The organism is Sulfitobacter sp. BSw21498 (assembly GCF_006064855.1).
In the GTDB taxonomy this organism is placed as follows: Bacteria; Pseudomonadota; Alphaproteobacteria; order Rhodobacterales; family Rhodobacteraceae; genus Sulfitobacter.
The window spans coordinates 2,687,443-2,709,114 of record NZ_CP040753.1 but is presented as its reverse complement, the minus strand read 5'-3'; the positions used below and the strand labels follow the sequence as shown (position 1 = coordinate 2,709,114).

Here is a 21,672-nt window from a genome sequence, read left to right as displayed (position 1 = left end):
CTTGCTACAGATTCTCTTTGCCCTTGGCTTTGCCTCCGCTGCTCTTGCAGCGGGCGCAAATGGCCCCGTTGTGCATCACACGCAGCTGGATTGGGATAACGACGCCCCTTGGTTCGGCGGCCTGTCGGGTGCCGAGATGCGCGCGGATGGCAAACAAATGACTGTCATCAGCGACCGCGGGCGTATCATAGTGGCCGACCTGACGCGGGATGCGCTTGGCACGTTGACGGGCTTAGAGGTGATACATTCGGTTGCCTTGCGTGATGAAAACGGTGCGGTGATGGACAGGCCCCATACCGATGCCGAAGGGCTGGCGATTGCGCCCGATGGCAGCATCTTTATCAGCTACGAGGGGCAGCACCGCATCGCGCGCACAAATCTAGCCGATGGCACGACCCAGCAAATCATCGCCCCGCCCCAAGGGGCATCGCTAAGGGAAAATGCTGGCTTCGAGGCACTGGCGGTGGATGCCGAAGGGTCGCTGTACGCGCTGCCGGAGGATACGCGCAGCAATCAAATACCGCTGTATAAGTATCAAAACGACGCGTGGAGCATTGCCGCCTACCTTGAAAAAGACAGCCCGTTCGTGCCTGTCGGTGCCGATTTCGACGATGAAGGTCGGCTGTATTTACTTGAGCGAACGGTAACCCCGCTGGGGTTTCGCACCCGATTGCGGCGGATCGAACTGGCGGGCGACCAGACCTCCGCCGTGACCTTGTTGCAAACCTTGCCTGCGCGGTATGACAACCTCGAGGCGCTGACCGTTTGGCGCGATGGTGTCGGGCGTACGCGTGTGACGATGATTTCAGACGATAATTTCCTATCTGTGCAGCAAACCCAGGTTATCGAACTGACGATCACACAATAGCTTGCGCGAATGGCATGCGATCCCTACAACGCATGACTGTCTGCGATCCCCGCAGGCCAAGTCGCCGCACCCTTGCACAAAACGGTTCCAAATATGACACGCACCTATCTTCCCGGCATTCTTGCTATGGCCGCCATTGTTGTGGCCTCCAACATCCTTGTTCAATTCCTGTTTGGCCAATGGCTGACATGGGGCGCGTTCACCTATCCGCTGGCGTTTCTGGTCACCGATGTGATGAACCGCGTTTACGGGAAAGACGCCGCGCGGCGGGTGGTGCTGGTTGGCTTTGTCGTTGGTTTGGCTTGCTCTTTGATCGGGACGCAGATCATGGGCGAATTCGGGCCACTGGTGACCCTACGCATCGCGATCGGGTCCGGGGTGGCGTTTCTTGTGGCGCAATTGGTCGATGTGGCGATCTTCTCTGCGCTGCGTGATGGCAAATGGTGGCGCGCACCTTTGGCCAGCACTTTGGTCAGCAGCTCGCTTGATACGTTGCTGTTTTTCTCGATCTCGTTTTCCGGCGTCCTGTCATTTCTACACCCCGCGACCGACGTCTCTTGGGCCTCGGAAATGCTGCCTTTGCTAGGCAGTGGCCCGTTGGCGCCTCTGTGGGTGTCGCTGGCAGTTGCGGATTGGTCTGTGAAGCTGGGCATCGCGCTGATCGCCCTGATCCCGTTCCGCATTATCACTGCACAATTGCTGCCCCGCAGCTAAAGGGCGCACCTCTCGGACCCCGACTGGCGTAAAAAACATTTTGTGTTTTCGATTTACTGTGCCAGTCTTCAAGTGAGTTCAACAAATGTAAAGGAGGTGATCCAGTGTCAAGAACGGTATTGGAGAGAGGTGTCGGAACAGCTTGGGAGGTATCCCGTTAGGGCAGCCCCTGGCGGTTGAAACAGCCTAGGTGGATCGCTGATCTAACCGATCCCACCTCCGTAAACCATTCGATTGGGCCGCTCCTCACCGGGGCGGCCCTTTTCGCATGCGGGTGCGGGTCTTTCCCTCGGGTGCAGGCGATGCGATAGTTGCCACGAAGGAGAGCGTGATGCTGCGGATCAACGACGACATTGCCATTCAGGACTGGGAGCTATCAGAAAGCTTTATGCGGGCCTCGGGGCCAGGCGGCCAGAATGTGAACAAAGTATCCAGCGCGGTAGAGCTTCGGTTCGAGGCCGCGACCTCCCCGTCCATACCGACGCCTGTGAAAAACCGTTTACGGCGATTGGCAGGCAGGCGTTGGACGACCGAAGGCGCGTTGGTGCTGCAATGCGACGAAACCCGTAGTCAGGTGCGCAACCGCGAGATTATTCGCGAACGGCTGAAGGACCTGATTACCGCTGCGCTGAAACCGCCAAAGAGGCGTATTGCGACACGGCCCACGCTGGGATCGAAAAAGCGCCGGTTAAAGGCAAAAAAGACCCGAGGCGAGGTTAAATCGCTGCGCGGACGGGTTGATCCGCCAGAATAACTTTGTCTGCCCATGGCTGCAGACGTTCCATCAACTTTTAAACAGATATGCCATTTCGCCGGTTCTTGCCAGTATCAACCCTGTGTCGGCAGATCGCCGCCACAGGGCAGATCAGCCATTGGAACGGATCAGCTTTGGCCCGTGTTCCCCTGACAGACATACAAGCAATGTCGTTAGTAAATCTAAGGAGAACTCAGATGAAACTTACAACAACAACACTTATCGCGACCCTGATGGCCACTGGCGTTTCCACCGCGGCGATGGCTCAAACTTCCGTAGACGGTGCCGTAGGCGGCGCTGCTGATGTAAGCTCGGGTGTTAGTGCAGATGTTGGTGCATCCGGTTCACTATCCACTGGTTCCACCGTGAACGATGCAACCGATGCTGTAGCCAAGAACGGCAAAATGGCAAAAGAAAACTACGGCCAACTGATCCAGGAACTGCGCGCTGGTGCAGAGAGCAACACGCAAACGAAGTCCGAGATCGAGGCATTCGACACAAACGCCAAGCTTGACGTTGTGACGGTGTCCGAACTGAAGTCGGGCAACGGCAATACCACAGCGCTTGACGAAGCACTAGAAGCGCAAGCCGAAGCCGTCGATGACATGCGCGCCTCCGTGGACGCGAACGCGGACCTCAGCGCACAGCTTAAGGCCGAAGGCTTTGTTTCGGAAGATGTTGTCGCCGTGCGCGGTAACGGCATGGGTGGGCTGACACTGGTCATTGACGACCGCGGCTAACCCGACCGCCAATATTCCCCGCACTCTGCGGGAGACATAAGGCAGAGGGGCCGGTGGGAAACCACCGGCCCCTTTCGCGTGTGGGTCAGACGATGACTTTTTGCGCGGTCTGATCACCGACGCCAAAGACACGTTTGTAGCGGTCGATCTCTGACTGCGGGCCCATGGCCTTGTTCGGGTTGTCCGACAATTTGACAGTAGGGTTCCCGTTCGCCTCGACCGCTTTGCATACCAAAGAGAACGGGGCGAGCGCATCATCCGGCACAAGCCCGCGAAAATCATTGGTCAGCAAGGTGCCCCAGCCAAACGAGGCTTTGACCTTGCCCTCAAACTGGCTGTGCAGTTCCTTGATCTTGGCAACATCCAGACCATCACTGAAAATCACACGTTTTTCGCTGGGGTCTTCGCCACGGGACTTCCACCAATCAATCGCCGTTTGCGCCGCGACCGCCGGATCGCCGCTATCCACACGGATGCCTGTCCAACCCGCGAGCCAGTCGGGGGCGTTGTCCAAGAACCCTTTGGTGCCATAGGTGTCGGGTAGAATGATGCGCAGATTGCCTTCGTGTTCCTCGTGCCAGTCTTGCAGAACATCATAGGGCGCTTGGGCCAGCGCGGCATCGTCTTTCGCCAATGCGGCATAGACCATCGGCAGCTCGTGCGCGTTCGTGCCAATTGCTTCGACCTCGCGGCTCATGGCGATTTTGCAGTTCGATGTGCCGGTAAAGGCATTGCCCAAGCCTTCTTGCATGGCCTGCACGCACCAGTCTTGCCACAGGAACGAATGGCGGCGACGGGTGCCGAAATCAGCGATCGACAGGTTGGGTATTCCCCGCAGCGCTTCGATCTTTTCCCAGACACGGGTCATGCCGCGCGCATAGAGCACCTGCAGCTCGAACCGGCCCATGCGATCCAGCACGGCGCGGCTGCGCAGTTCCATCAATACCGCGAGGGCGGGAATTTCCCATAGCATCACCTCGGGCCACGACCCTTCGAATGTCAGCTCGTACTGGTCGCCCTTGCGTTCAAGGTGGTAGGGCGGCAGGCGCAACCCTTCGAACCATTCCATGAAATCGGGGCGGAACATCTGGCGTTTGCCGTAAAAGGTATTGCCCCGCAGCCATGTGCTTTCACCGCGGCTAAGCGAAAGGGACCGGATGTGATCCAGCTGTTCGCGCAGCTCGCCTTCGTCGATCAAATCGGCCAGCGGGATGTGTTTGGACCGGTTGATCAGGCTAAAGGTGACCTGCGTTTCCGGCTTGTTGCGGAAAACCGACTGACACATCAATAGCTTATAGAAATCCGTATCGATCAGGGACCGCACGATCGGGTCGATCTTCCACTTGTGGTTCCAGACGCGGCTTGCAATGTCGACCATGGTTAAAGCTCCCTTAGGCGGTGTGTTTGTGGCCCATCCATCTTGGACGGGCAAGGGAATTGCCGCTGACACAGTGCAAAACCTGTGGTAATCCACCGACTTAACCCCCGAAAGGAGCGCTGCTAGATGCTGGAATGGCCCAATCTCTTGCGAGAGTTGATCACACTGTTTGTCGTGATCGACCCTATTGGCAGCCTTCCGGTCTTTCTTTTCGCAACAGCAAATGTCCCGCAACGCCTGCACAAAAGCTTTGCCCTGCGGGCCGTGCTGGTGGCCGGTCTGGTCTTGCTTGGGTTCCTCGTGGGCGGGCAATATCTGCTGGAGAACCTTGGACTGCGGCTGGGGTCGTTTCAAGTCGCGGGTGGGATTATCCTTTTCCTGTTCGCGCTGAGCATGATTTTCGGAGACCCGAAACCCACGCAGGAAATAGAAGCCGCAGAGCGGGATCATCTGGCGGGCGCCGTATTTCCGCTGGCCATGCCCTCTATCGCATCACCGGGTGCAATGCTGGCGATCGTCATTCTGACGGACAATCACACCAACCAGATATCCGACCAGCTGGTGACAGCCGGATTGCTGCTGGTGGTGTTGCTGTTCACCCTTGTATTGCTGTTGCTGGCCGGTCGTATTGGCCATCTGATGGGGACTACAGGTGCCAGCGTGATCAGCCGCGTCATGGGGATCATTCTGGCGACCGTCGCTGTCGATGCTACGCTTGGCGGGCTGGATGCGCTGGACATCCTGAACATCGCCCCCATCGAGGATGCCCCTCTTAGCGCAGAGTAACCCCCGCCGCCATCATCGCATCCTGCGCGGCAGCCAGCGATCCGTCCAGATCAATGGCACGGCACAAATCCAGCCGGACCTCGACGTCAAAGCCTAGTTTGGCCGCGTCCACAGCCGAAAACTGCACGCAGAAATCAAGCGCCAAACCCACCATCGTCAACTGGGTAATGCCGCGTGTGCGCAGGTATCCCTCTAATCCGGTGGGGGTCTTTTGGTCATTCTCGAAGAAGGCGGAATAGCTGTCGATAGCGGGGTTGTACCCTTTGCGAATGATCATATCCGCACGGGTTTGATCCAGCTTGGGGTGAAACGCAGCACCAGCGCTGCCCTGAATACAGTGGTCAGGCCAAAGCACCTGCGGGCCGTAGGGCATCTGCGTCACGTCAAACGGGGCCTGCCCCACGTGCGACGACGCGAATGAGGAATGCCCCGCCGGATGCCAGTCCTGCGTCAAAACCACGGCATCCGCCTGCTGCATCAGCGCGTTGATACCGTCTATGATCGCGTCGCCATCCGACACAGCAAGCGCCCCGCCAGGGCAGAAATCATTTTGCACATCAATCACGATCACGGCGTGGGTCATATCAGGTTCCTCATGGGCCAACTTGCGCTAACGGACATAGCACGGTGCAGGTGGCACGGCACCCCCTTGCCTGAACCGGCACATGGGCGTATCTCAGCGCGCATGTATACCATTGCCGCCCTTTATCACTTCAGCCGCTTTGACGCGCCTGATGCCCTGCGCCCGCCGCTGATTGCCCTTTGTGCACGGCATGAGGTCAAAGGCACGTTGCTTGTCGCCGCCGAAGGCATCAATGGCACGATTGCCGGCTCACGTGCGGGCATCGACGCGGTGATTGCGCATATCCGTGCCCTACCCGGTTGCGCCGATCTGGAGTGGAAGGAAAGCACCGCCACCGAGCCCCCTTTCGGTAAGATGAAAGTCCGGCTGAAACGCGAAATCGTGACGATGGGGCAACCCGACGTCGATCCGCTTGCCAAGGTCGGGCACTATGTCGATCCCGCCGAGTGGAACGATCTGATCGGGCGGGACGATGTTGCGGTGATCGATACACGCAACGACTATGAGGTCGCAATCGGAACGTTCAACGGGGCCATCGACCCCGAAACCCAAAGCTTTGGCGAATTTCCCGCCTGGTGGGAGGCGAACAAAGACCGGTTTCACAATAAGAAAATCGCGATGTTCTGCACCGGCGGCATCCGTTGCGAGAAATCAACCAACTACCTGATCGGTCAGGGTGTCGAGGACGTGTTCCACCTCAAGGGCGGGATCCTCAAATACCTTGAAGAAGTCCCGCAAGAGCAAAGCAGCTGGCAGGGCGATTGCTTTGTTTTTGATAACCGCGTCAGCGTTGGCCACGGGCTGAAAGAAGGCCCGCATATGCTGTGCCACGGCTGCCGCCGCCCGATCCTGCCCGAGGACACAACCAAAGTGGGGTACGAGGCAGGCGTCAGTTGTCCGCACTGCGTCGATCAAACCTCTGACGCCGATAAGGCGCGGTTCCGTGAACGCCAACGCCAGATGACCCTCGCTAAGTCACGCGGCGAAACCCACCGCAGCTGATCACGCGCGGCCCGCTCTTTTCCAAGCGCGGGCCTGTGATGTTGGGTTAAACGCCGAACCCTTCGCGCCCGATGGAAACATAGGCCGTAAACCCGGCGCGCTTCGCGTCTTTGGGACTGTAGATATTGCGCAAGTCCGCTAATACCGGCGTCGCCATCCGTTTGGCCATACGCGTAAGGTCCAGTGCGCGAAACTCGTTCCATTCGGTCAGAATAACCAATGCATCGGCGTTTTGCGCGGCCTTATAGGCGTCATCCATCCAAGACACGCCCGGCAACAAAGCTTCGCCCTCGCGTTTACCCTGCGGATCAACCACACGCACCTTGGCACCATTGCCGACCAACGATGGCACGATGGTCAAGCTCGGGGAATCCCGCATATCGTCCGTGTTCGGTTTGAACGTCACCCCCAAAACAGCGATTGTCTTGCCGTTCACCGAGCCGCCACAAATATCGACGACCTTGTCGATCATCCGGCGTTTGACCTCGTCATTTACCTTGATCACGGTCTCTGTCAGCTGCATGGGGACGGAATGATCCTGCCCCATCCGCGCCAAAGCCTGCGTGTCTTTCGGGAAGCAGCTGCCACCATAGCCAGGCCCCGCATGCAGGAACTTGGACCCGATCCGGTTGTCGAGCCCCATGCCTTTTGACACCATCTTCACGTCCGCGCCGGTACGCTCACAGAGCGCGGCGATTTCGTTAATAAAGGTAATTTTGGTCGCCAGAAATGCATTGGCAGCATATTTGATCATCTCGGCGCTTTCCAGATCGGTAGACATGATCGAAAATTCGCGTAGTGACAGCGGGCGGTAGATATCCTTCATCACTTGCTCGGCGCGTTCATTCTGCGTCCCCACAACCACGCGGTCGGGACGCATGAAATCATCGATCGCGGCCCCTTCGCGCAAGAATTCGGGGTTGGACGCGACATCGAACTCTGCCTTCGGGTTGGCCTTGGACACGACCTGTTTGACCTGGCGGTTGGTGCCCACAGGGACGGTCGATTTGGTGACGATCACGGCGTAACCGGTAAGCTCGGCTGCGATTTCTTCAGCGGCCGCCATGACATAGGTCAGATCGGCATGACCGTCCCCGCGCCGCGTCGGTGTGCCGACGGCGATAAACACGGCATCCGCGCCATCCACAGCTTTTTTCAGGTCGCCGGTGAAAGACAATCGCCCTGCAGCGACATTCTTGGCCATCAGATCATCAAGGCCGGGCTCATAGATTGGGACGATGCCCTGTTCCAGCTTTTCAATCTTGGCCGGATCTTTATCGACGCAAATCACGTCGTGACCGAAATCAGAAAAACAAACACCCGAAACCAAGCCGACATAGCCGGTGCCAATCATCGCAATCTTCATAAAAATCTATCCTAAATCTATTAGACAGTCAGCAAGCCACGCCAGCCGGTGCACCCACATCTAGTAGTCTGAAAGCGCAAAACCAAGATAGGCCAATGGCATCAGCAGTCTGCGCATCCGCCCCAGTTCGAACTTTCGCAACGGGTTTTGCATGATCTGTGGGTAGGGCCGGTCGATGGGTTTGTCCATAACCAGATCCGCAATCAATCCGCCAGAATAGCTCCCCATGGCCACACCATTCCCATGATAACAAAGACTTGCATACAAGCCTCCGGGGTCGGGCAGCTTCCCGACAAACGGCATTTGGGCACGCGAAAGGCATACCATGCCGGACCAATGATGGGGCGTTTCCACATGTTTCCAGGCGGGAAAAAACTTTTCGAAATCACGCCGCACCCGTCCGACAGCGCGCCCGTCGGCGCTTTTGCCAGTCAATAGGCCGCCCCGCATCCCGAACAACATCCTACGATCCGGCATGAGTCGGAAATAATGTAGCAAATTGCGCGTATCCGAAGCCATAAAATCTGTCGTCCACCCCGCCTCTTCCAGCTCAGTCTTGCTCAGGGGGCGTGTCACAAGGACAGTCGATTGCGCGGGCATATATCGCGCCGTTAGACTTGGCACCACATTTTCAGATGAATAGCCATTCGTCGCGATAATGACTTTTTCCGCTGTCAGTCGACCTTGCGGCGTCTGAATTTCATGCCCCTTGGTCGTCTGCCGTATCTTGATCGCCGCGGTGTCATGATAGATCACCGCGCCAGCCTTCTCGGCCGTGGCAGCAAGTCCGGTCACGTATTTCCGCGGATTTAGCGCAAAGCCGGCCGGGATATGCAATGCCCCATGAAACGGGCCGGACAGGCCGTTCGAGGCAAAATCCTTCCTCTCAATCAGCCGCGCGGACAGCCCGTAGTTTTCGCGCACCGCGTCGACACGCGCGCCGAAACCATCCATATCTTTGGGCCGGTGGGCCAATTCGATCTCGCCATCGGAGTGGCGGTCCACGTCGATATTATGGCGGCTGATCAGGTCGTCGACGAAATTAATTGCCGCAAGCTCCGCTGCGCGAAAGTTCAGCCGATCTTCCCGCCCCGCAAGCTTGTCGAGCGCCGCATCATCAAGCCGCCCCCCACCGAGACAGCAAAAGCCACCGTTGCGACCCGATGCCCCCCAGCCGACGTATCTATGTTCCAGCACGACGACCGAATACCCCGCCTCTGCCAAGCGCAGCGCCGCAGAAAGGCCCGTAAACCCACCACCCACAACTGCAACATCGCACGAAACGTCACCGTTCAAGGCTGGGCGATCCACAATATCGCAGGTTTGATCCCACCAACAGTTCTTCCTAGGCTCATCTGTATAGGCGAAACCGTTAAATATTCGTTTCATGGGGTCATCATTTCACGCCACTGCCCGCTCAGCCGCCCGAACATCTCGTTGGGCTTTGATCGCTTTGCGTTTAGAAATCAAAGAGGCCGCAATAACACCGAAGGTCACGATACCGATCATAATGGTCGAAAGCGCGTTGATCTCGGGCGAAACTCCAAGACGCACAGCGCTCCAGATCTTGATCGGTAGAGTTGTCGAGGACGGGCCCGTGGTAAACGAAGCGATAACAAGATCATCCAGTGACAGGGTGAAGGCCAGCAGCCACCCTGAAATAACCGCCGGCGCAATGATTGGCAGGGTCACTAATCGGAAGGCATCAAAGGACGAACACCCAAGATCAAGCGCAGCTTCCTCCAGCGACCGGTCGAACGTCACCAACCGCGAGGATACGACAACAGACACATAGCACATCGAAAAGGTCGTATGTGCCAGTACAATCGTCAGCGTTCCCCGGTCCAATCCGATCCCGATAAAGAGCAGAAGCAAGGATAGCCCAGTAATTACCTCTGGCATGACAAGCGGCGCGTAAATCATACCCGAGAACAGCGTGCGCCCTGCAAACCGCCCCCCCCGCACCAGGATATAGGCCGCCATCGTCCCCAACACGGTCGCTAGCGTCGAAGACACAACCGCAACCTTAAGCGTTACCAATGCAGCATTCAGGAACGCATCGTTCTGCAGCAACTCTCCATACCATTTTGTCGAAAAACCCGCCCATACGGTGACAAGTTTTGAGCTGTTGAAACTGTAGATGACCAGCAAGACCATCGGGAGATAAAGAAACGCAAACCCCAAGGTGAGCGACGTAATATTGAACCAGCTCGCGCGTCTCATGACTCCACCTCGGCCTGACGTTGCTGATTGCGCTGAAACAAGACAATGGGAACAATCAGGATCACAAGCAGGATCACTGCAACCGCACTTGCCACGGGCCAATCGCGGTTATTAAAGAACTCCTCGAAAAGGACCTTACCAATCATAAGCGTCCCCGATCCCCCTAGCAAAGACGGGATCACAAATTCGCCCAGCGCGGGGATAAATACAAGGAAGCACCCTGCGATAATCCCGTTGCGCGACAACGGAATAGTAACCAGCCAAAACGCCTTTAGCCTTGAACACCCCAAATCTTCGGCGGCCTCGATCAGGGATTCGTCTAGCCGATCCAGCGCGGCATAGATCGGTAGAATCATAAATGGCAGATATGTGTAAACAATTCCTATATAAACAGCGGTGGTCGTGTTCATGATCGTCAAAGGCGCATCAATGATACCCAGCCAAAGAAGAAATTGGTTCAGCAGCCCCTCGTTGCTCAGAATACCAACCCACGCGTAGACGCGGATTAGAAAGCTTGTCCAAAACGGCAAAATCACCAGCATCATCAAGGTTGGACGCCATTCCTCGGGCGCGCGCGCCATGCCGTAGGCCATTGGATAGCCGACTAAGACCGCTAAAACTGTAGATATTAACGCAATCTTCAAACTGCTCAGGTAAGCCCTCCAGTACAGATCGTCGGAAGCTAGAAAAACAAAGTTTTCTACGTCAAATGCCCGAAACATCGCCCAGATTCCGTCCTTAGCAGTCGGAGAATAAGGAGGAATGGACAAAGCCAAATCAGAAAGCGAAATTTTAAAAACAATAATGAAAGGGATCAAAAACAGCGCGAGTAGCCACGCATAAGGCACTGCAATAAGGATGAAGCGGCGTATATTCATCGTTCTAACAGGACGCCGGCGGTGGCGCTCCAGGAAATCCATACGCGATCTTCCCACGTAATTGTGCGGCGTGACAACCGTCGCGTATTCGCCGTTTGGGCCTTGATCACTTGCCCTCCGGCAAGTTGAACGTGGTAGGTGCTGAGGTTGCCGAGATATGCGATATCAAGAACGGTGCCCTGAACAGCGTTTTTCGTTTCTGTCGGCTTATCGACCGAAATGGCGATCTTCTCCGGCCTGATTGCGAGATGGGCTGGCTGGCTTTCACTGAAAGTGCGATCTGATGCTGCAAGCAACGGGGCCTCGTTGGCCACCCAATCAAGATGGTACATTTCGTCACCAGCGGCCTTCACAGTGCCGGAAATGATGTTCACATCGCCGATAAAGTCGGCGACATAAACGGAATTAGGTGCTTCATATATCCTGTCCGGCGTTGCCACCTGGATGATCTGCCCCTCATCCATAACCGCCACGCGGCTGGCAACAGTCATTGCTTCTTCTTGGTCGTGGGTAACGATAACGAAAGTGGTGCCCGTACTTTCCTGAATATCCATCAGTTCAAACTGGGTATCCTGACGCAACTTCTTGTCCAACGCGCCAAGCGGTTCATCTAACAACAATAGCTTCGGCGCTTTGGCGAGAGCACGCGCGAGGGCGACACGTTGCCGCTGCCCACCAGATATCTGGTGGGGCTTGCGTTTGGCAAATTTGGTGAGGCGCGTCAGTTTGAGCATCTCTTCAACGCGCACGGCGATATCCGCTTTGGTCATATCGCCGCGTTTCAAACCAAAGGCGATATTTTCCCAGATCGATAGGTGGGGGAACAGGGCGTAGGATTGAAACATCATGTTCACTGCCCGCTTGTTCGGTGGGACGCCGGCAATATTTTTGCCCGCTAGTTCAATTTTCCCTGCGCTTGGGTTTTCGAACCCTGCAAGCATACGCATCATCGTCGTTTTACCACAGCCGGATGGACCAAGAAGCGCAAAAAACTCGCTTTCGTAAATACTAAGCGAAAGGCTATCGATCGCGACAAAATCACCAAAACGTTTGGTCACATTATCAAATCGGATAAGCGGCTTTTCGTTCGGGTCATCCCATGGGGCGAAAACGGGTTGGCTCACTTTGGTCTATCCTTTGCACAGCGATTTACCCCTTTGGCGAAAGGGGGATGGATCAGGTCAAAACCCTAGGGCTCTGACCTGAAACAGATTCTAGATACCAGATTTAATTTTGGTCCACATACGCGTGATGACACGCTGCAGTTTGGGCGGATATGAAGAAATGGTATACAGGTTTTCCAAGGTGGCCCCGTCAGGATAGATCGCCGTGTCCCCAAGGACTTCTTCGGCCAGGAACTCTTGGCTCGCCTTGTTGCCGTTCGCATAATAAACATAGTTTGATGCTGCGGCCATGTTCTCGGGGTCCATGATGAAATTCAAGAACTTATGCGCCCCATCCGGGTTAGGCGCGTCAGCCGGAATCGCCATGTTGTCGAACCACATCAACGCGCCTTCCTTCGGCGCATAATAGGCAATTTCCACACCATTGTCCGCTTCGGCTGCACGATCACGTGATTGCAGGATGTCGCCTGACCAACCAAAGGCGACGCAAATGTCCCCGTTTGCCAGTGCGTTGATATATTCTGAACTATGGAATTTTTGCACATAGGGTGCGACCGCTGTCAAAATCGGCTCTGCCTTGGCGATCACGTCAGGGTCTTGTGATTGAGGTGCTTCGCCAACATACTTAAGCGCGGCCGGGATCATTTCTGTCGGTGCATCCAAGAAATGCACGCCACATTCAGCCAGCTTTTCCATGTTTTCGGGATTAAAAACGAGCTCGAGTGAATCGACGGGCGCATCCTCACCCAATACCTCTTTAACCTTGCCGACGTTCACACCCAGACCCGTCGTGCCCCACATGTAATTCACAGCGTACTGGTTGTCGGGATCGTACTTTGAAACACGTTCCTCGATTACGTCCCACATATTAACAATGTTAGGCAGCTTGTCTTTGTCGAGTTTTTGGAAAACACCGGCAGATATTTGACGCTCTAGGAACGTGCCTGTGGGAACAACCACATCATAGCCGGAGCCGCCGGCGAGCATTTTGGTTTCAAGCACTTCGTTGCTGTCAAAGACGTCATAGATCAGGTCTATGCCGGTTTCTTTTTCAAATTTTTGCAACAAGGTTTCGTCGATGTAGTCGGACCAGTTATAGACCCGCACCTCTTCACCCATTGCGCTGGTGGCGATCAATGCCGTTGCTGCAATTCCGCTAAGCAAGCTGTATTTCATTGTCATCTCCCGTTGTGTAGGCTCGGTTGATCCGGACCTTTCATCAATTTGATCAAGTTTTGCACCATGCGGCAAGATCATTTATAATTTTACGCAGATGCGGGCCGGGGTTTAAAATACGATCGAGTACAATTTAGGCGAATTTAATGAACGTAGACCCCGCAGACCTCGCGCCACAACAGCCCACGGACAGCCCAGCCAAAGTGCCGGCCCATCAGCACGTCTATGAACGTGTACGCAAGCTGATCTTGTTCGGCGATTTCGCCCCCGGTCAGGCCGTGACGATCCAGGGGCTCGCGGAAACCCTGGATGCCGGCATGACCCCGATACGCGAAGCCCTGCGTCGATTGATCGCCGAGGGCGCATTGGTGCATCAGGGCAACCGGCGCGTATCTGTTCCAGTACTGGACCTCGAAGGGATACAAGAGCTTGAGTTCATGAGGAAAAAGCTTGAGCCAGAACTGGCACAGCGCGCCGCCGCCCGCATGTCAGAGACCGTTTTAAACGACCTTATCCGTGTCGACGACCTGCTGAACAGTGCCATTAACCGCGGGGATATCGGCGACTATCTGACCCAGAACTACCGCTTTCACACTATTATCAACACCTGCGCCAACGCCCCTATTCTAGCCGCAACGGTCGATCGCTTGTGGCTTATGTTTGGCCCATCCCTGCGTGTGGTGTGCGGTCGGTTCGGCACCTCGAACCTGCCCGATAAGCATGCTGATCTGCTTGCGGCCTTTCGCGAGGGCGATGCAGAAAGGGCGGGGCTGGCAATGACCGAAGATGTTTTGCAGGGCATGTTGCAGATTCAGGCGTCACTTTGATTAAAAGCTGACCAGCTAATCCCCACTTATCAGCAACGCTGCAGAGTGATTCGATTGACTCCGCACAATTTGATCATATCCTGAGGCTAATCTACTCCCATTCCCAGAGGCGCCTCTTATGACCCACATCACCAACCACATGCCCACCGCCGAGCTGCAAGCGCTTGACGCCGCGCACCACATGCACCCGTTTACCACGAATGACGAGCTTGCCGAGAAAGGCGCGCGGATCATCACGCGGGCCAAAGGCGTTTACCTCACCGACAGCGACGGGAACGAGATCCTTGATGGGATGGCCGGTCTTTGGTGCGTCAACATCGGGTATGGCCGTCAGGAAATGGCCGATGTCGCAGCGCGTCAAATGCTCGAGCTGAACTACTATAACACATTCTTCATGACCTCCCACGTGCCCGCCATTGCGCTGGCCAAAGAGATCGCGGCACTGGCCCCTGGCGATCTGAACCATGTGTTTTTTGCCGGATCAGGGTCCGAAGCGAACGATACAAACATTCGCATGGTCCGCACCTATTGGGACATGAAGGGAAAGCCCGAGAAATCCCACATTATCAGCCGTAAGAATGCCTATCACGGGTCGTCGATTGGATCCGGTTCGCTTGGCGGCATGGGCTATATGCACGCACAGGGCGGCATGCCTATCCCCGGCATTCACCACATCAACCAGCCGGACTGGTGGGTCGAGGGCGGGGACCTTACACCCGAGGCATTCGGCCTTGCGCGTGCGCAAGAGCTTGAAGCCAAAATCCTTGAACTAGGGGCCGACAAGGTTGCCGCCTTTATCGGCGAGCCTATTCAAGGTGCCGGCGGCGTCATTATTCCGCCAAGCACATACTGGCCTGAAATCCAGCGGATTTGTGACAAATACAACGTATTGATCATCGCGGATGAGGTTATTTGTGGCTTTGGCCGCACCGGCAACTGGTTCGGGTCTCAAACCATGGGGATCAAGCCGCATATCATGACGATCGCCAAGGGCCTTAGCTCTGGCTACCAGCCGATTGGCGGGTCCATTGTCTGTGACGAGATCGCGCAAACCATCGGATCGGGTGAGTTTAACCATGGTTATACCTATTCAGGCCACCCTGTCTGCTCTGCCGTGGCGCTGGAAAACCTGCGGATCATGCAGGACGAAAAGATTCTGGATCACGTGAACAACGTCGCAGCGCCCGCGCTTCAAGAAGGTCTGGCCAAACTGGCAGAGCACCCTTTGGTGGGTACGGTAAACGTTGCCGGCCTAATGGCGTCGCTGCCACTGTCCCCGCGCAAGGAAACCCGATCAAAGTTCGCAGGCGATGCCGGCACCGTCGGTTTTATGTGCCGGGAACGCTGCTTTGCGAATAACCTGGTGATGCGCCATGTCGGCGACCGGATGATCATCTCTCCGCCGCTGGTCATCACTCCCGAAGAGATTAAGATCTTCATGTCACGCGCTACCAAAGCGCTGGATGAAACCTATGCCGCGGTCAAGGAAGGCAACCTGTTGAAGGCTGCAGAAGACCACGCACATGACGCTGAATCGCCGCTTGGCTAAGCCGCGACTTCCATCGGGTCGGGGCGGCAATTGTCGCCCCGGCCCGATGTAACTAGGGCTGCATAAACTTGTCCGTTTGCGACATCTGCACCGCCTGAATTGGCTGCAGAACCACCCGCTCCGAGGGTGCAAAAGGCTGCTAAACCTGCAGCATTTATTAACGAATTCCCCTTATTTCAAGCAAGCTGCTCAGTAATTCCGCAGGCAAACGAACTGTTTCTCGTCAAATAACCGCTAATCTTCCTGCAATTGACGCTTTCTGCCCAAAACTGTCGTTAATTGGTTGCAAACTAGAAACCACCCCGCTTTAACTTTCTGTCAACAAGGGCGCTTGAACGTCACAATAAACGGGGAGCCAGCTTTGGCAGATACTTCAGCAACAAATGCGTTTGTAGAATTTGAACGCGTGCAGAAAAGCTATGACGGCGAAAATCTTGTCGTAAAAGATCTTAACCTGTCGATGCCGAAAGGCGAGTTTCTGACGATGCTCGGGCCATCGGGGTCCGGCAAGACCACCTGCCTGATGATGCTCGCGGGTTTCGAAACGGCCACGCACGGCGACATCCGGCTGGATGGCAAATCGATCAATAACATCCCGCCGCACAAACGCGGCATTGGCATGGTGTTCCAGAACTACGCGCTTTTCCCGCATATGACAGTTGCCGAAAACCTCGCCTTTCCGCTTGAGGTCCGCAAAATCGGCAAGTCCGAACGTGAAGCGCAAGTAAAGATCGCGCTGGACCGTGTTCAGATGGGTGATTTCGGCGGCCGCCGTCCGGCACAGCTTTCGGGCGGCCAGCAGCAACGTGTCGCCCTGGCGCGCGCCTTGGTATTCGAACCCGAACTCGTGTTGATGGACGAACCGCTGGGGGCCCTGGATAAACAGCTGCGCGAAACCTTGCAGTTTGAAATCACGCATCTGGCGCATGAACTGGGCATTACCGTGGTTTACGTGACCCACGACCAGACCGAAGCGCTGACAATGTCCGACCGCGTAGCCGTGTTCGAAAATGGGCGCATCCAACAGCTGGCCCCACCGGATCTGCTGTACGAAGAGCCCGAAAACAGCTTTGTCGCACAGTTCATCGGCGAGAATAACACCCTCGAAGGGGTCGTGACAGAGATCAAAGGCGGCACCTGCCTTGTGCAACTGGACGGCGGCGGCCTGATCGAGGCAAAGCCGATCAACGTCACACGCGCCGGCGAACGCACCCGCGTCTCGATCCGCCCTGAGCGCGTTGAATTCAACAAGGAACGGATGCAGGAAGGGGCACACACCCTGAAAGCCGAAGTGCTTGAGTTCGTCTATATGGGCGACATCTTCCGCACCCGCCTGCGGGTTGCCGGGACCGACAACTTTATCATCAAGACACGAAACGCACCCGATCAGGTTCGTTTGAAGCCAGGCCAGCAGATCGAAATCGGTTGGCTGGCAGAGGATTGCCGCGCCCTCGACGCGTAAGCGTCAGGTCGCGGTCGGCCGTCCAACGATCGACGGCGTCGTACGAGGGTGTGGTTAAGCCCGATATCACATCCTCAAGACCCTAACGGGCATATAATGGGAGACTTACGAATGAAGTTTACGACAACGCTACTCGCATCCTCCGCGATCATTGGCGCTGGCACATTGGCATTCGCCGATGCGCATGCGGACATGGCCAAAGAGATGACGCTTGTTTCCTGGGGTGGCGCATACCAAGCCAGCCAGGACAAAGCATATCTGCAGCCCTATCTGGAAATGCATCCTGAAATTTCTGCCGTTTGGGACGAAAGCTCGAACGAAGCCGTGGCCAAGCTGCGCGCGATGAACGAAGCCGGCAACGTGACCTGGGATCTGGTCGACGTGGTTGCCGCTGACGCCATCCGCCTGTGTGACGAAGGTCTGGCGATGGAAATCGACGCCGAGGAAATGCTGGCCGCAGCCCCTGACGGGACATCTGCCGAAGACGACTTTGGCGACCTGCTGGTCAGCGACTGCTTTATCCCGCAGATCGTTTATTCGACCACATTCGGCTACCGCACCGATATGGTTGGCGACACGCCCCCGACCAAAATCTGCGACGTTTTCGACACCGAAGCCTACCCAGGCAAGCGCGCACTGGAAAAGCGTCCTATCAACAACATGGAATGGGCGCTGCTCTGTGACGGCGTTGCCAAAGACGAAGTATATGACGTTCTGGCAACCCCCGAAGGTCAAGAGAAGGCTCTGGCCAAGCTCGACACCATCAAGGACGACGTAATCTGGTGGTCCGCCGGTGCCGATACGCCACAGCTGCTGGCCGATGGCGAAGTCGTCATGGGATCGACCTACAACGGCCGTCTGTTCAGCGTCATCGAAGAGCAGGACCAGCCCGTTGCAATGCTTTGGGACGCTCAGGTGTTCGACCTTGACGGTTGGATCATCCCCGCAGGCCTGCCTGACGACCGTCTGGCCCGCGTCAAAGACTTTGTGAAATTCGCGACAGACACACAGCGTCTGGCGGATCAATCGCAGTACATCAGCTACGGCCCTGCCCGTTTGTCCTCCGCTCCTATGGTTGGCAAGCACGCAGAACTGGGCATCGACATGGCACCTCACATGCCAACCGATCCGGCCAACGCAACGAACACGTTCCTGTACAACTACGAGTTCTGGGCTGACTACCGCGACGACATCGACGCGAAATTCCAAGCATGGTTGGCGCAATAAGCGCTTAGCCCGTTCGGAGGAGGCCACGCTGGCCTCCTCCACCCTCCGGTATCCGTTATGCCATTTTCCGATTTTCCCGCGACCTAACCCCATGGGGCCGATATGAGCGACACAGCCGACGCGACGAACGACACATCTGAACAGACCGGCCCCGTGCTTGCGGCCGACGGCACGCCGCTAAAGCGCAGCCTGAACCGGGCACTGCGTCGTCAAAAGCTCAGCGCGCTTCTGCTGATCGCCCCCCTACTGATCTTTATCCTAGTCACCTTTATCGCACCGATTGCCGATATGCTGTTCCGCTCTGTCGAGAACCAGATCGTGCAAAACACGCTGCCCCGCACCACACAAACACTTGCGGAATGGGACAGTGAAAGCGGCGAAACGCCCGGTGCCCCCGTTTACAAAGCACTCTACGAAGACCTGTTTATCGCGCAAGAACGCAAGCTGCACACCCGCTTGGGCTCGCGGCTCAACTACGAACTGACGGGTGCATCGTCCCTGTTTCGCAAGTCGGGCCGTGGCGTTGATGACATCGGCGAAGTGTTTCAGGACCAATTCGAAGACCTGAATAATTTCTGGAAAAAGGGCGAAAACTGGAACGCCCTGCTTGGCTCAGATGCTTGGCTGGCAGAAATTTCCGACTGGAAGGAATCCACCGGCGATGTGCAGCCCGCATTCAAGATGCGCGAAGGCATGGCAGAACTGCTGCCAGAGACCGCCGAATACTACGAGATTTTCGCCGACTTCGTTCAAAATGACGACGAGGAAAACCTGTACAAAGAAGACCCTTGGGCGCTTATTTATTCCGCGTTCTATGACGATCTGAACGGCCCGACCGCGGCGCAGATCGCAAGCTACACCGGCCCTGCCTCTGCTGAACTGATCGAAGCTGCCGCCGCTGCCCCTGCCTTTGAGACTGTCGATTATAAAGCAGCTTTCAGCAAGATTGACAAAGACTGGGGTAAAACACCCATTTGGGGCACGATCCGCGCCTACAGCCCGGCACTCACCAACGGGTATTTCCTGAACGCTGTCGATATGCAGAAGTCTTCGGACGGCCCTGAATTCCGTCCTGAAAACGAGCGCATCTATGGCAAGCTGTTCTTGCGCACACTATTTATGTCGATCTGCATTACGGTCAGCTGTATCTTGCTGGGCTATCCGGTGGCCTGGATCCTCGCCAACCTGCCCGCCCGCACTGCTAACCTGCTGATGATCCTCGTGCTACTGCCGTTCTGGACATCGCTTCTAGTGCGCACCTCGGCATGGAAAGTGATGCTGCAACAGCAAGGTGTCATTAACGATACGCTGGTCTGGCTGGGCATCGTAGCCGACGACAGCCGTCTGGCGTTGATCAACAACCAGACCGGTACGATCATCGCGATGACGCATATCCTGCTGCCGTTCATGATCCTGCCGCTCTATTCCGTGATGCAAACGGTACCACCTAGCTATCTGCGCGCGGCGAAATCGCTGGGGGCGACCAACTGGACCGCCTTCTGGCGCGTGTATTTCCCGCAATCGGTGCCCGGCATCGGCGCGGGGTCGATCCTCGTGTTCATCCTGTCGATCGGCTATTATATCACGCCCGAAATCGTTGGCGGCACCACGGGGACATTCATCTCGAACCGGATTGCCTACCACATCTCCAGCTCGCTGAACTGGGGCCTCGCGGCCGCACTCGGGGCGATCCTGCTGGCGGTGGTGCTCGGGCTTTACTGGGCCTACGACAAGATCGTCGGCATCGATAACGTAAAATTGGGAGGCTGAACCAATGGTCGCACTCACACCTATCTCCCGCAAACCGGTGAGCTTTTATGTACCGGTCGTCGCTGCCGCCGGTGCCTTTGCCGGCCTCTTCGTCGGTACCGCCCAAGGCAGCGGTTTACTGGGTATCGTGATCGGGGCGCTGACGATGGGCGCGCTGGCGTTCAGCCTGACGCAACTGATCAAGAACGAAACCGTTGGCCGTTGGGCCGCTGTGATCCTGCTCGCCGTCATCGGGTTTTTCCTTGGCGGTGTCCCCATGCTGGTGCTCGGGGTCATCTTCGGTTGGTTCTTCGGCTGGTTCAGCTTCTGGCTCTACGAAGGACGCTACCGCGCCAAGGTCGCCCCCTATCTGACACCGGGGCAAGTCCTGTGGCATTTCACCTTCCGCATCATCTGCGGTGCCGTCCTTGTGTTCCTGATCACACCGATCCTCGTGGTCATGCCGCTCAGCTTCAACGCAGAGAACTTCTTTACCTTCACGCCTGAAATGCTGCGCTTTGATCCCGAAGGCTATTCACTGCGCCACTACAAGGACTTCTTCAACAGCTCTGCATGGCAAGGTGCCGTCTGGAACTCGGTCAAGATCGCGCCTGCCGCGACCTTGCTCTCGGTCAGCTTCGGGACGCTTGCCGCCATCGGCCTCAGCCAGCAGCACGTGCCCTTCCGCCGCGCGATCATGGCGATCCTGATTTCGCCAATGATCGTCCCGCTAATCATCTCAGCCGCTGGGATGTACTTCTTCTACAGCCGCGTTGGCCTGCAAGGAACCTATGTCGGCGTCGTGCTCGCTCACGCGGCCTTGGGCATCCCGTTCGTCATCATCACCGTCACGGCGACGTTGGTGGGCTTTGATCGCTCACTGACGCGCGCCGCGGCGAACATGGGTGCCAATCCGGTCACGACCTTCTTTCGGGTACAAATGCCGCTGATCTTGCCGGGCGTCATTTCAGGCGGGCTGTTCGCCTTCATCACCTCGTTTGACGAAGTCGTCGTGGTCCTTTTTGTCGGCTCTGCCGGTCAGAAAACCCTGCCGTGGCAAATGTTCACCGGCCTGCGCGAACAGATCAGCCCCACGATCCTTGCCGTGGCAACGATCCTCGTGGTGATCTCGATCTGCCTGCTGACCGTGGTCGAAATGCTGCGCCGCCGCTCGGAACGCCTGCGTGGCATGTCACCCGGCTAAGCCACTTCCAAATGGTAAAAAATCCTCGCCGAAGGCATGAGCCGGACCCCAAGGTCCGGCTC

The 21,672-nt window shown here is 56.5% G+C and carries 20 protein-coding genes; 12 read left to right on the top strand and 8 right to left on the bottom strand.

All coding sequences use genetic code 11. From position 1 onward, the window contains the following. Position 1 precedes the first annotated feature (1 nt). The 4 genes from E5180_RS13115 to E5180_RS13100 all read left to right on the top strand — a co-directional run bounded on the left by E5180_RS13115 (position 2) and on the right by E5180_RS13100 (position 3,076). Positions 2-868 carry an esterase-like activity of phytase family protein gene (locus E5180_RS13115; protein ID WP_138924770.1) on the top strand — a complete coding sequence of 289 codons (867 nt, stop codon included), beginning with the start codon at positions 2-4 and terminating at the stop codon, positions 866-868. A gap of 93 nt (positions 869-961) precedes the next feature. Continuing rightward, positions 962-1,582, top strand: coding sequence for a queuosine precursor transporter (locus E5180_RS13110; protein ID WP_138924769.1), 621 nt, complete (start codon positions 962-964; stop codon positions 1,580-1,582). 331 nt (positions 1,583-1,913) lie between these two features. Then, on the top strand, positions 1,914-2,336 hold the full coding sequence (gene arfB, locus E5180_RS13105) for an alternative ribosome rescue aminoacyl-tRNA hydrolase ArfB (RefSeq protein ID WP_138924768.1): 423 nt from the start codon (positions 1,914-1,916) through the stop codon (positions 2,334-2,336). Positions 2,337-2,533: 197 nt separating this feature from the next. Then, positions 2,534-3,076 (top strand): nicotinate phosphoribosyltransferase, encoded by a 543-nt coding sequence (locus tag E5180_RS13100; protein WP_138924767.1) that lies wholly within the window; start codon positions 2,534-2,536, stop codon positions 3,074-3,076. A gap of 85 nt (positions 3,077-3,161) precedes the next feature. Here the strand turns inward: E5180_RS13100 and pncB are convergent, their stop codons facing one another. Continuing rightward, a complete protein-coding gene (gene pncB / locus E5180_RS13095) occupies positions 3,162-4,454 on the bottom strand; it encodes a nicotinate phosphoribosyltransferase (protein WP_138924766.1) in 1,293 nt (430 codons plus the stop codon). Positions 4,455-4,580: 126 nt separating this feature from the next. Here pncB and E5180_RS13090 point away from each other — a divergent pair, with 126 nt between their 5' ends. Continuing rightward, positions 4,581-5,240, top strand: a complete 660-nt coding sequence (locus E5180_RS13090; RefSeq protein WP_138924765.1) for a MarC family protein — start codon at positions 4,581-4,583, stop codon at positions 5,238-5,240. Here E5180_RS13090 and pncA read toward each other — a convergent pair. After that, the gene (pncA, locus tag E5180_RS13085) at positions 5,227-5,823 is read right to left on the bottom strand and encodes a bifunctional nicotinamidase/pyrazinamidase (RefSeq protein WP_138924764.1); all 597 of its coding nucleotides are present in this window, start codon (positions 5,821-5,823) and stop codon (positions 5,227-5,229) included. The genes E5180_RS13090 and pncA overlap by 14 nt on opposite strands. Before the next feature lie 102 nt (positions 5,824-5,925). Between pncA and trhO the strand changes: the two genes are divergently transcribed. Next, positions 5,926-6,825 carry an oxygen-dependent tRNA uridine(34) hydroxylase TrhO gene (gene trhO / locus E5180_RS13080; protein ID WP_138924763.1) on the top strand — a complete coding sequence of 300 codons (900 nt, stop codon included), beginning with the start codon at positions 5,926-5,928 and terminating at the stop codon, positions 6,823-6,825. Positions 6,826-6,871: 46 nt separating this feature from the next. Here trhO and E5180_RS13075 read toward each other — a convergent pair whose 3' ends face one another. The 6 genes from E5180_RS13075 to E5180_RS13050 form a co-directional block, all read right to left on the bottom strand. Continuing rightward, positions 6,872-8,191 carry a UDP-glucose dehydrogenase family protein gene (locus E5180_RS13075; RefSeq protein WP_093732065.1) on the bottom strand — a complete coding sequence of 440 codons (1,320 nt, stop codon included), beginning with the start codon at positions 8,189-8,191 and terminating at the stop codon, positions 6,872-6,874. 60 nt (positions 8,192-8,251) lie between these two features. Further along, positions 8,252-9,580, bottom strand: coding sequence for an NAD(P)/FAD-dependent oxidoreductase (locus E5180_RS13070; protein ID WP_138924762.1), 1,329 nt, complete (start codon positions 9,578-9,580; stop codon positions 8,252-8,254). 12 nt (positions 9,581-9,592) lie between these two features. Further along, positions 9,593-10,414: an ABC transporter permease gene (locus E5180_RS13065; RefSeq protein WP_138924761.1), complete on the bottom strand. Its 822-nt coding sequence runs from the start codon at positions 10,412-10,414 to the stop codon at positions 9,593-9,595. After that, positions 10,411-11,292: an ABC transporter permease subunit gene (locus tag E5180_RS13060; RefSeq protein ID WP_138925222.1), complete on the bottom strand. Its 882-nt coding sequence runs from the start codon at positions 11,290-11,292 to the stop codon at positions 10,411-10,413. Before E5180_RS13060 ends, E5180_RS13065 begins: the two co-directional genes overlap by 4 nt. After that, complete coding sequence (locus tag E5180_RS13055) at positions 11,289-12,416, bottom strand: ABC transporter ATP-binding protein (protein ID WP_138924760.1); 1,128 nt, start codon at positions 12,414-12,416, stop codon at positions 11,289-11,291. Before E5180_RS13055 ends, E5180_RS13060 begins: the two co-directional genes overlap by 4 nt. Before the next feature lie 90 nt (positions 12,417-12,506). Next, a complete protein-coding gene (locus E5180_RS13050) occupies positions 12,507-13,592 on the bottom strand; it encodes a polyamine ABC transporter substrate-binding protein (RefSeq protein ID WP_138925221.1) in 1,086 nt (361 codons plus the stop codon). Positions 13,593-13,738: 146 nt separating this feature from the next. Here E5180_RS13050 and E5180_RS13045 point away from each other — a divergent pair, with 146 nt between their 5' ends. The 6 genes from E5180_RS13045 to E5180_RS13020 all read left to right on the top strand — a co-directional run bounded on the left by E5180_RS13045 (position 13,739) and on the right by E5180_RS13020 (position 21,610). After that, positions 13,739-14,419, top strand: coding sequence for a GntR family transcriptional regulator (locus E5180_RS13045; protein ID WP_138924759.1), 681 nt, complete (start codon positions 13,739-13,741; stop codon positions 14,417-14,419). Positions 14,420-14,537: 118 nt separating this feature from the next. Continuing rightward, complete coding sequence (locus tag E5180_RS13040) at positions 14,538-15,968, top strand: aspartate aminotransferase family protein (protein ID WP_138924758.1); 1,431 nt, start codon at positions 14,538-14,540, stop codon at positions 15,966-15,968. A gap of 361 nt (positions 15,969-16,329) precedes the next feature. Continuing rightward, complete coding sequence (locus E5180_RS13035; protein WP_138924757.1) at positions 16,330-17,430, top strand: ABC transporter ATP-binding protein; 1,101 nt, start codon at positions 16,330-16,332, stop codon at positions 17,428-17,430. Positions 17,431-17,541: 111 nt separating this feature from the next. Next, a complete protein-coding gene (locus tag E5180_RS13030; protein WP_138924756.1) occupies positions 17,542-18,657 on the top strand; it encodes an extracellular solute-binding protein in 1,116 nt (371 codons plus the stop codon). Positions 18,658-18,759: 102 nt separating this feature from the next. Beyond that, positions 18,760-20,427, top strand: coding sequence for an ABC transporter permease (locus E5180_RS13025; protein ID WP_138924755.1), 1,668 nt, complete (start codon positions 18,760-18,762; stop codon positions 20,425-20,427). Between the two features lie 4 nt (positions 20,428-20,431). After that, positions 20,432-21,610, top strand: coding sequence for an ABC transporter permease (locus E5180_RS13020; protein WP_138924754.1), 1,179 nt, complete (start codon positions 20,432-20,434; stop codon positions 21,608-21,610). The last annotated feature ends 62 nt before the right edge of the window (positions 21,611-21,672 follow it).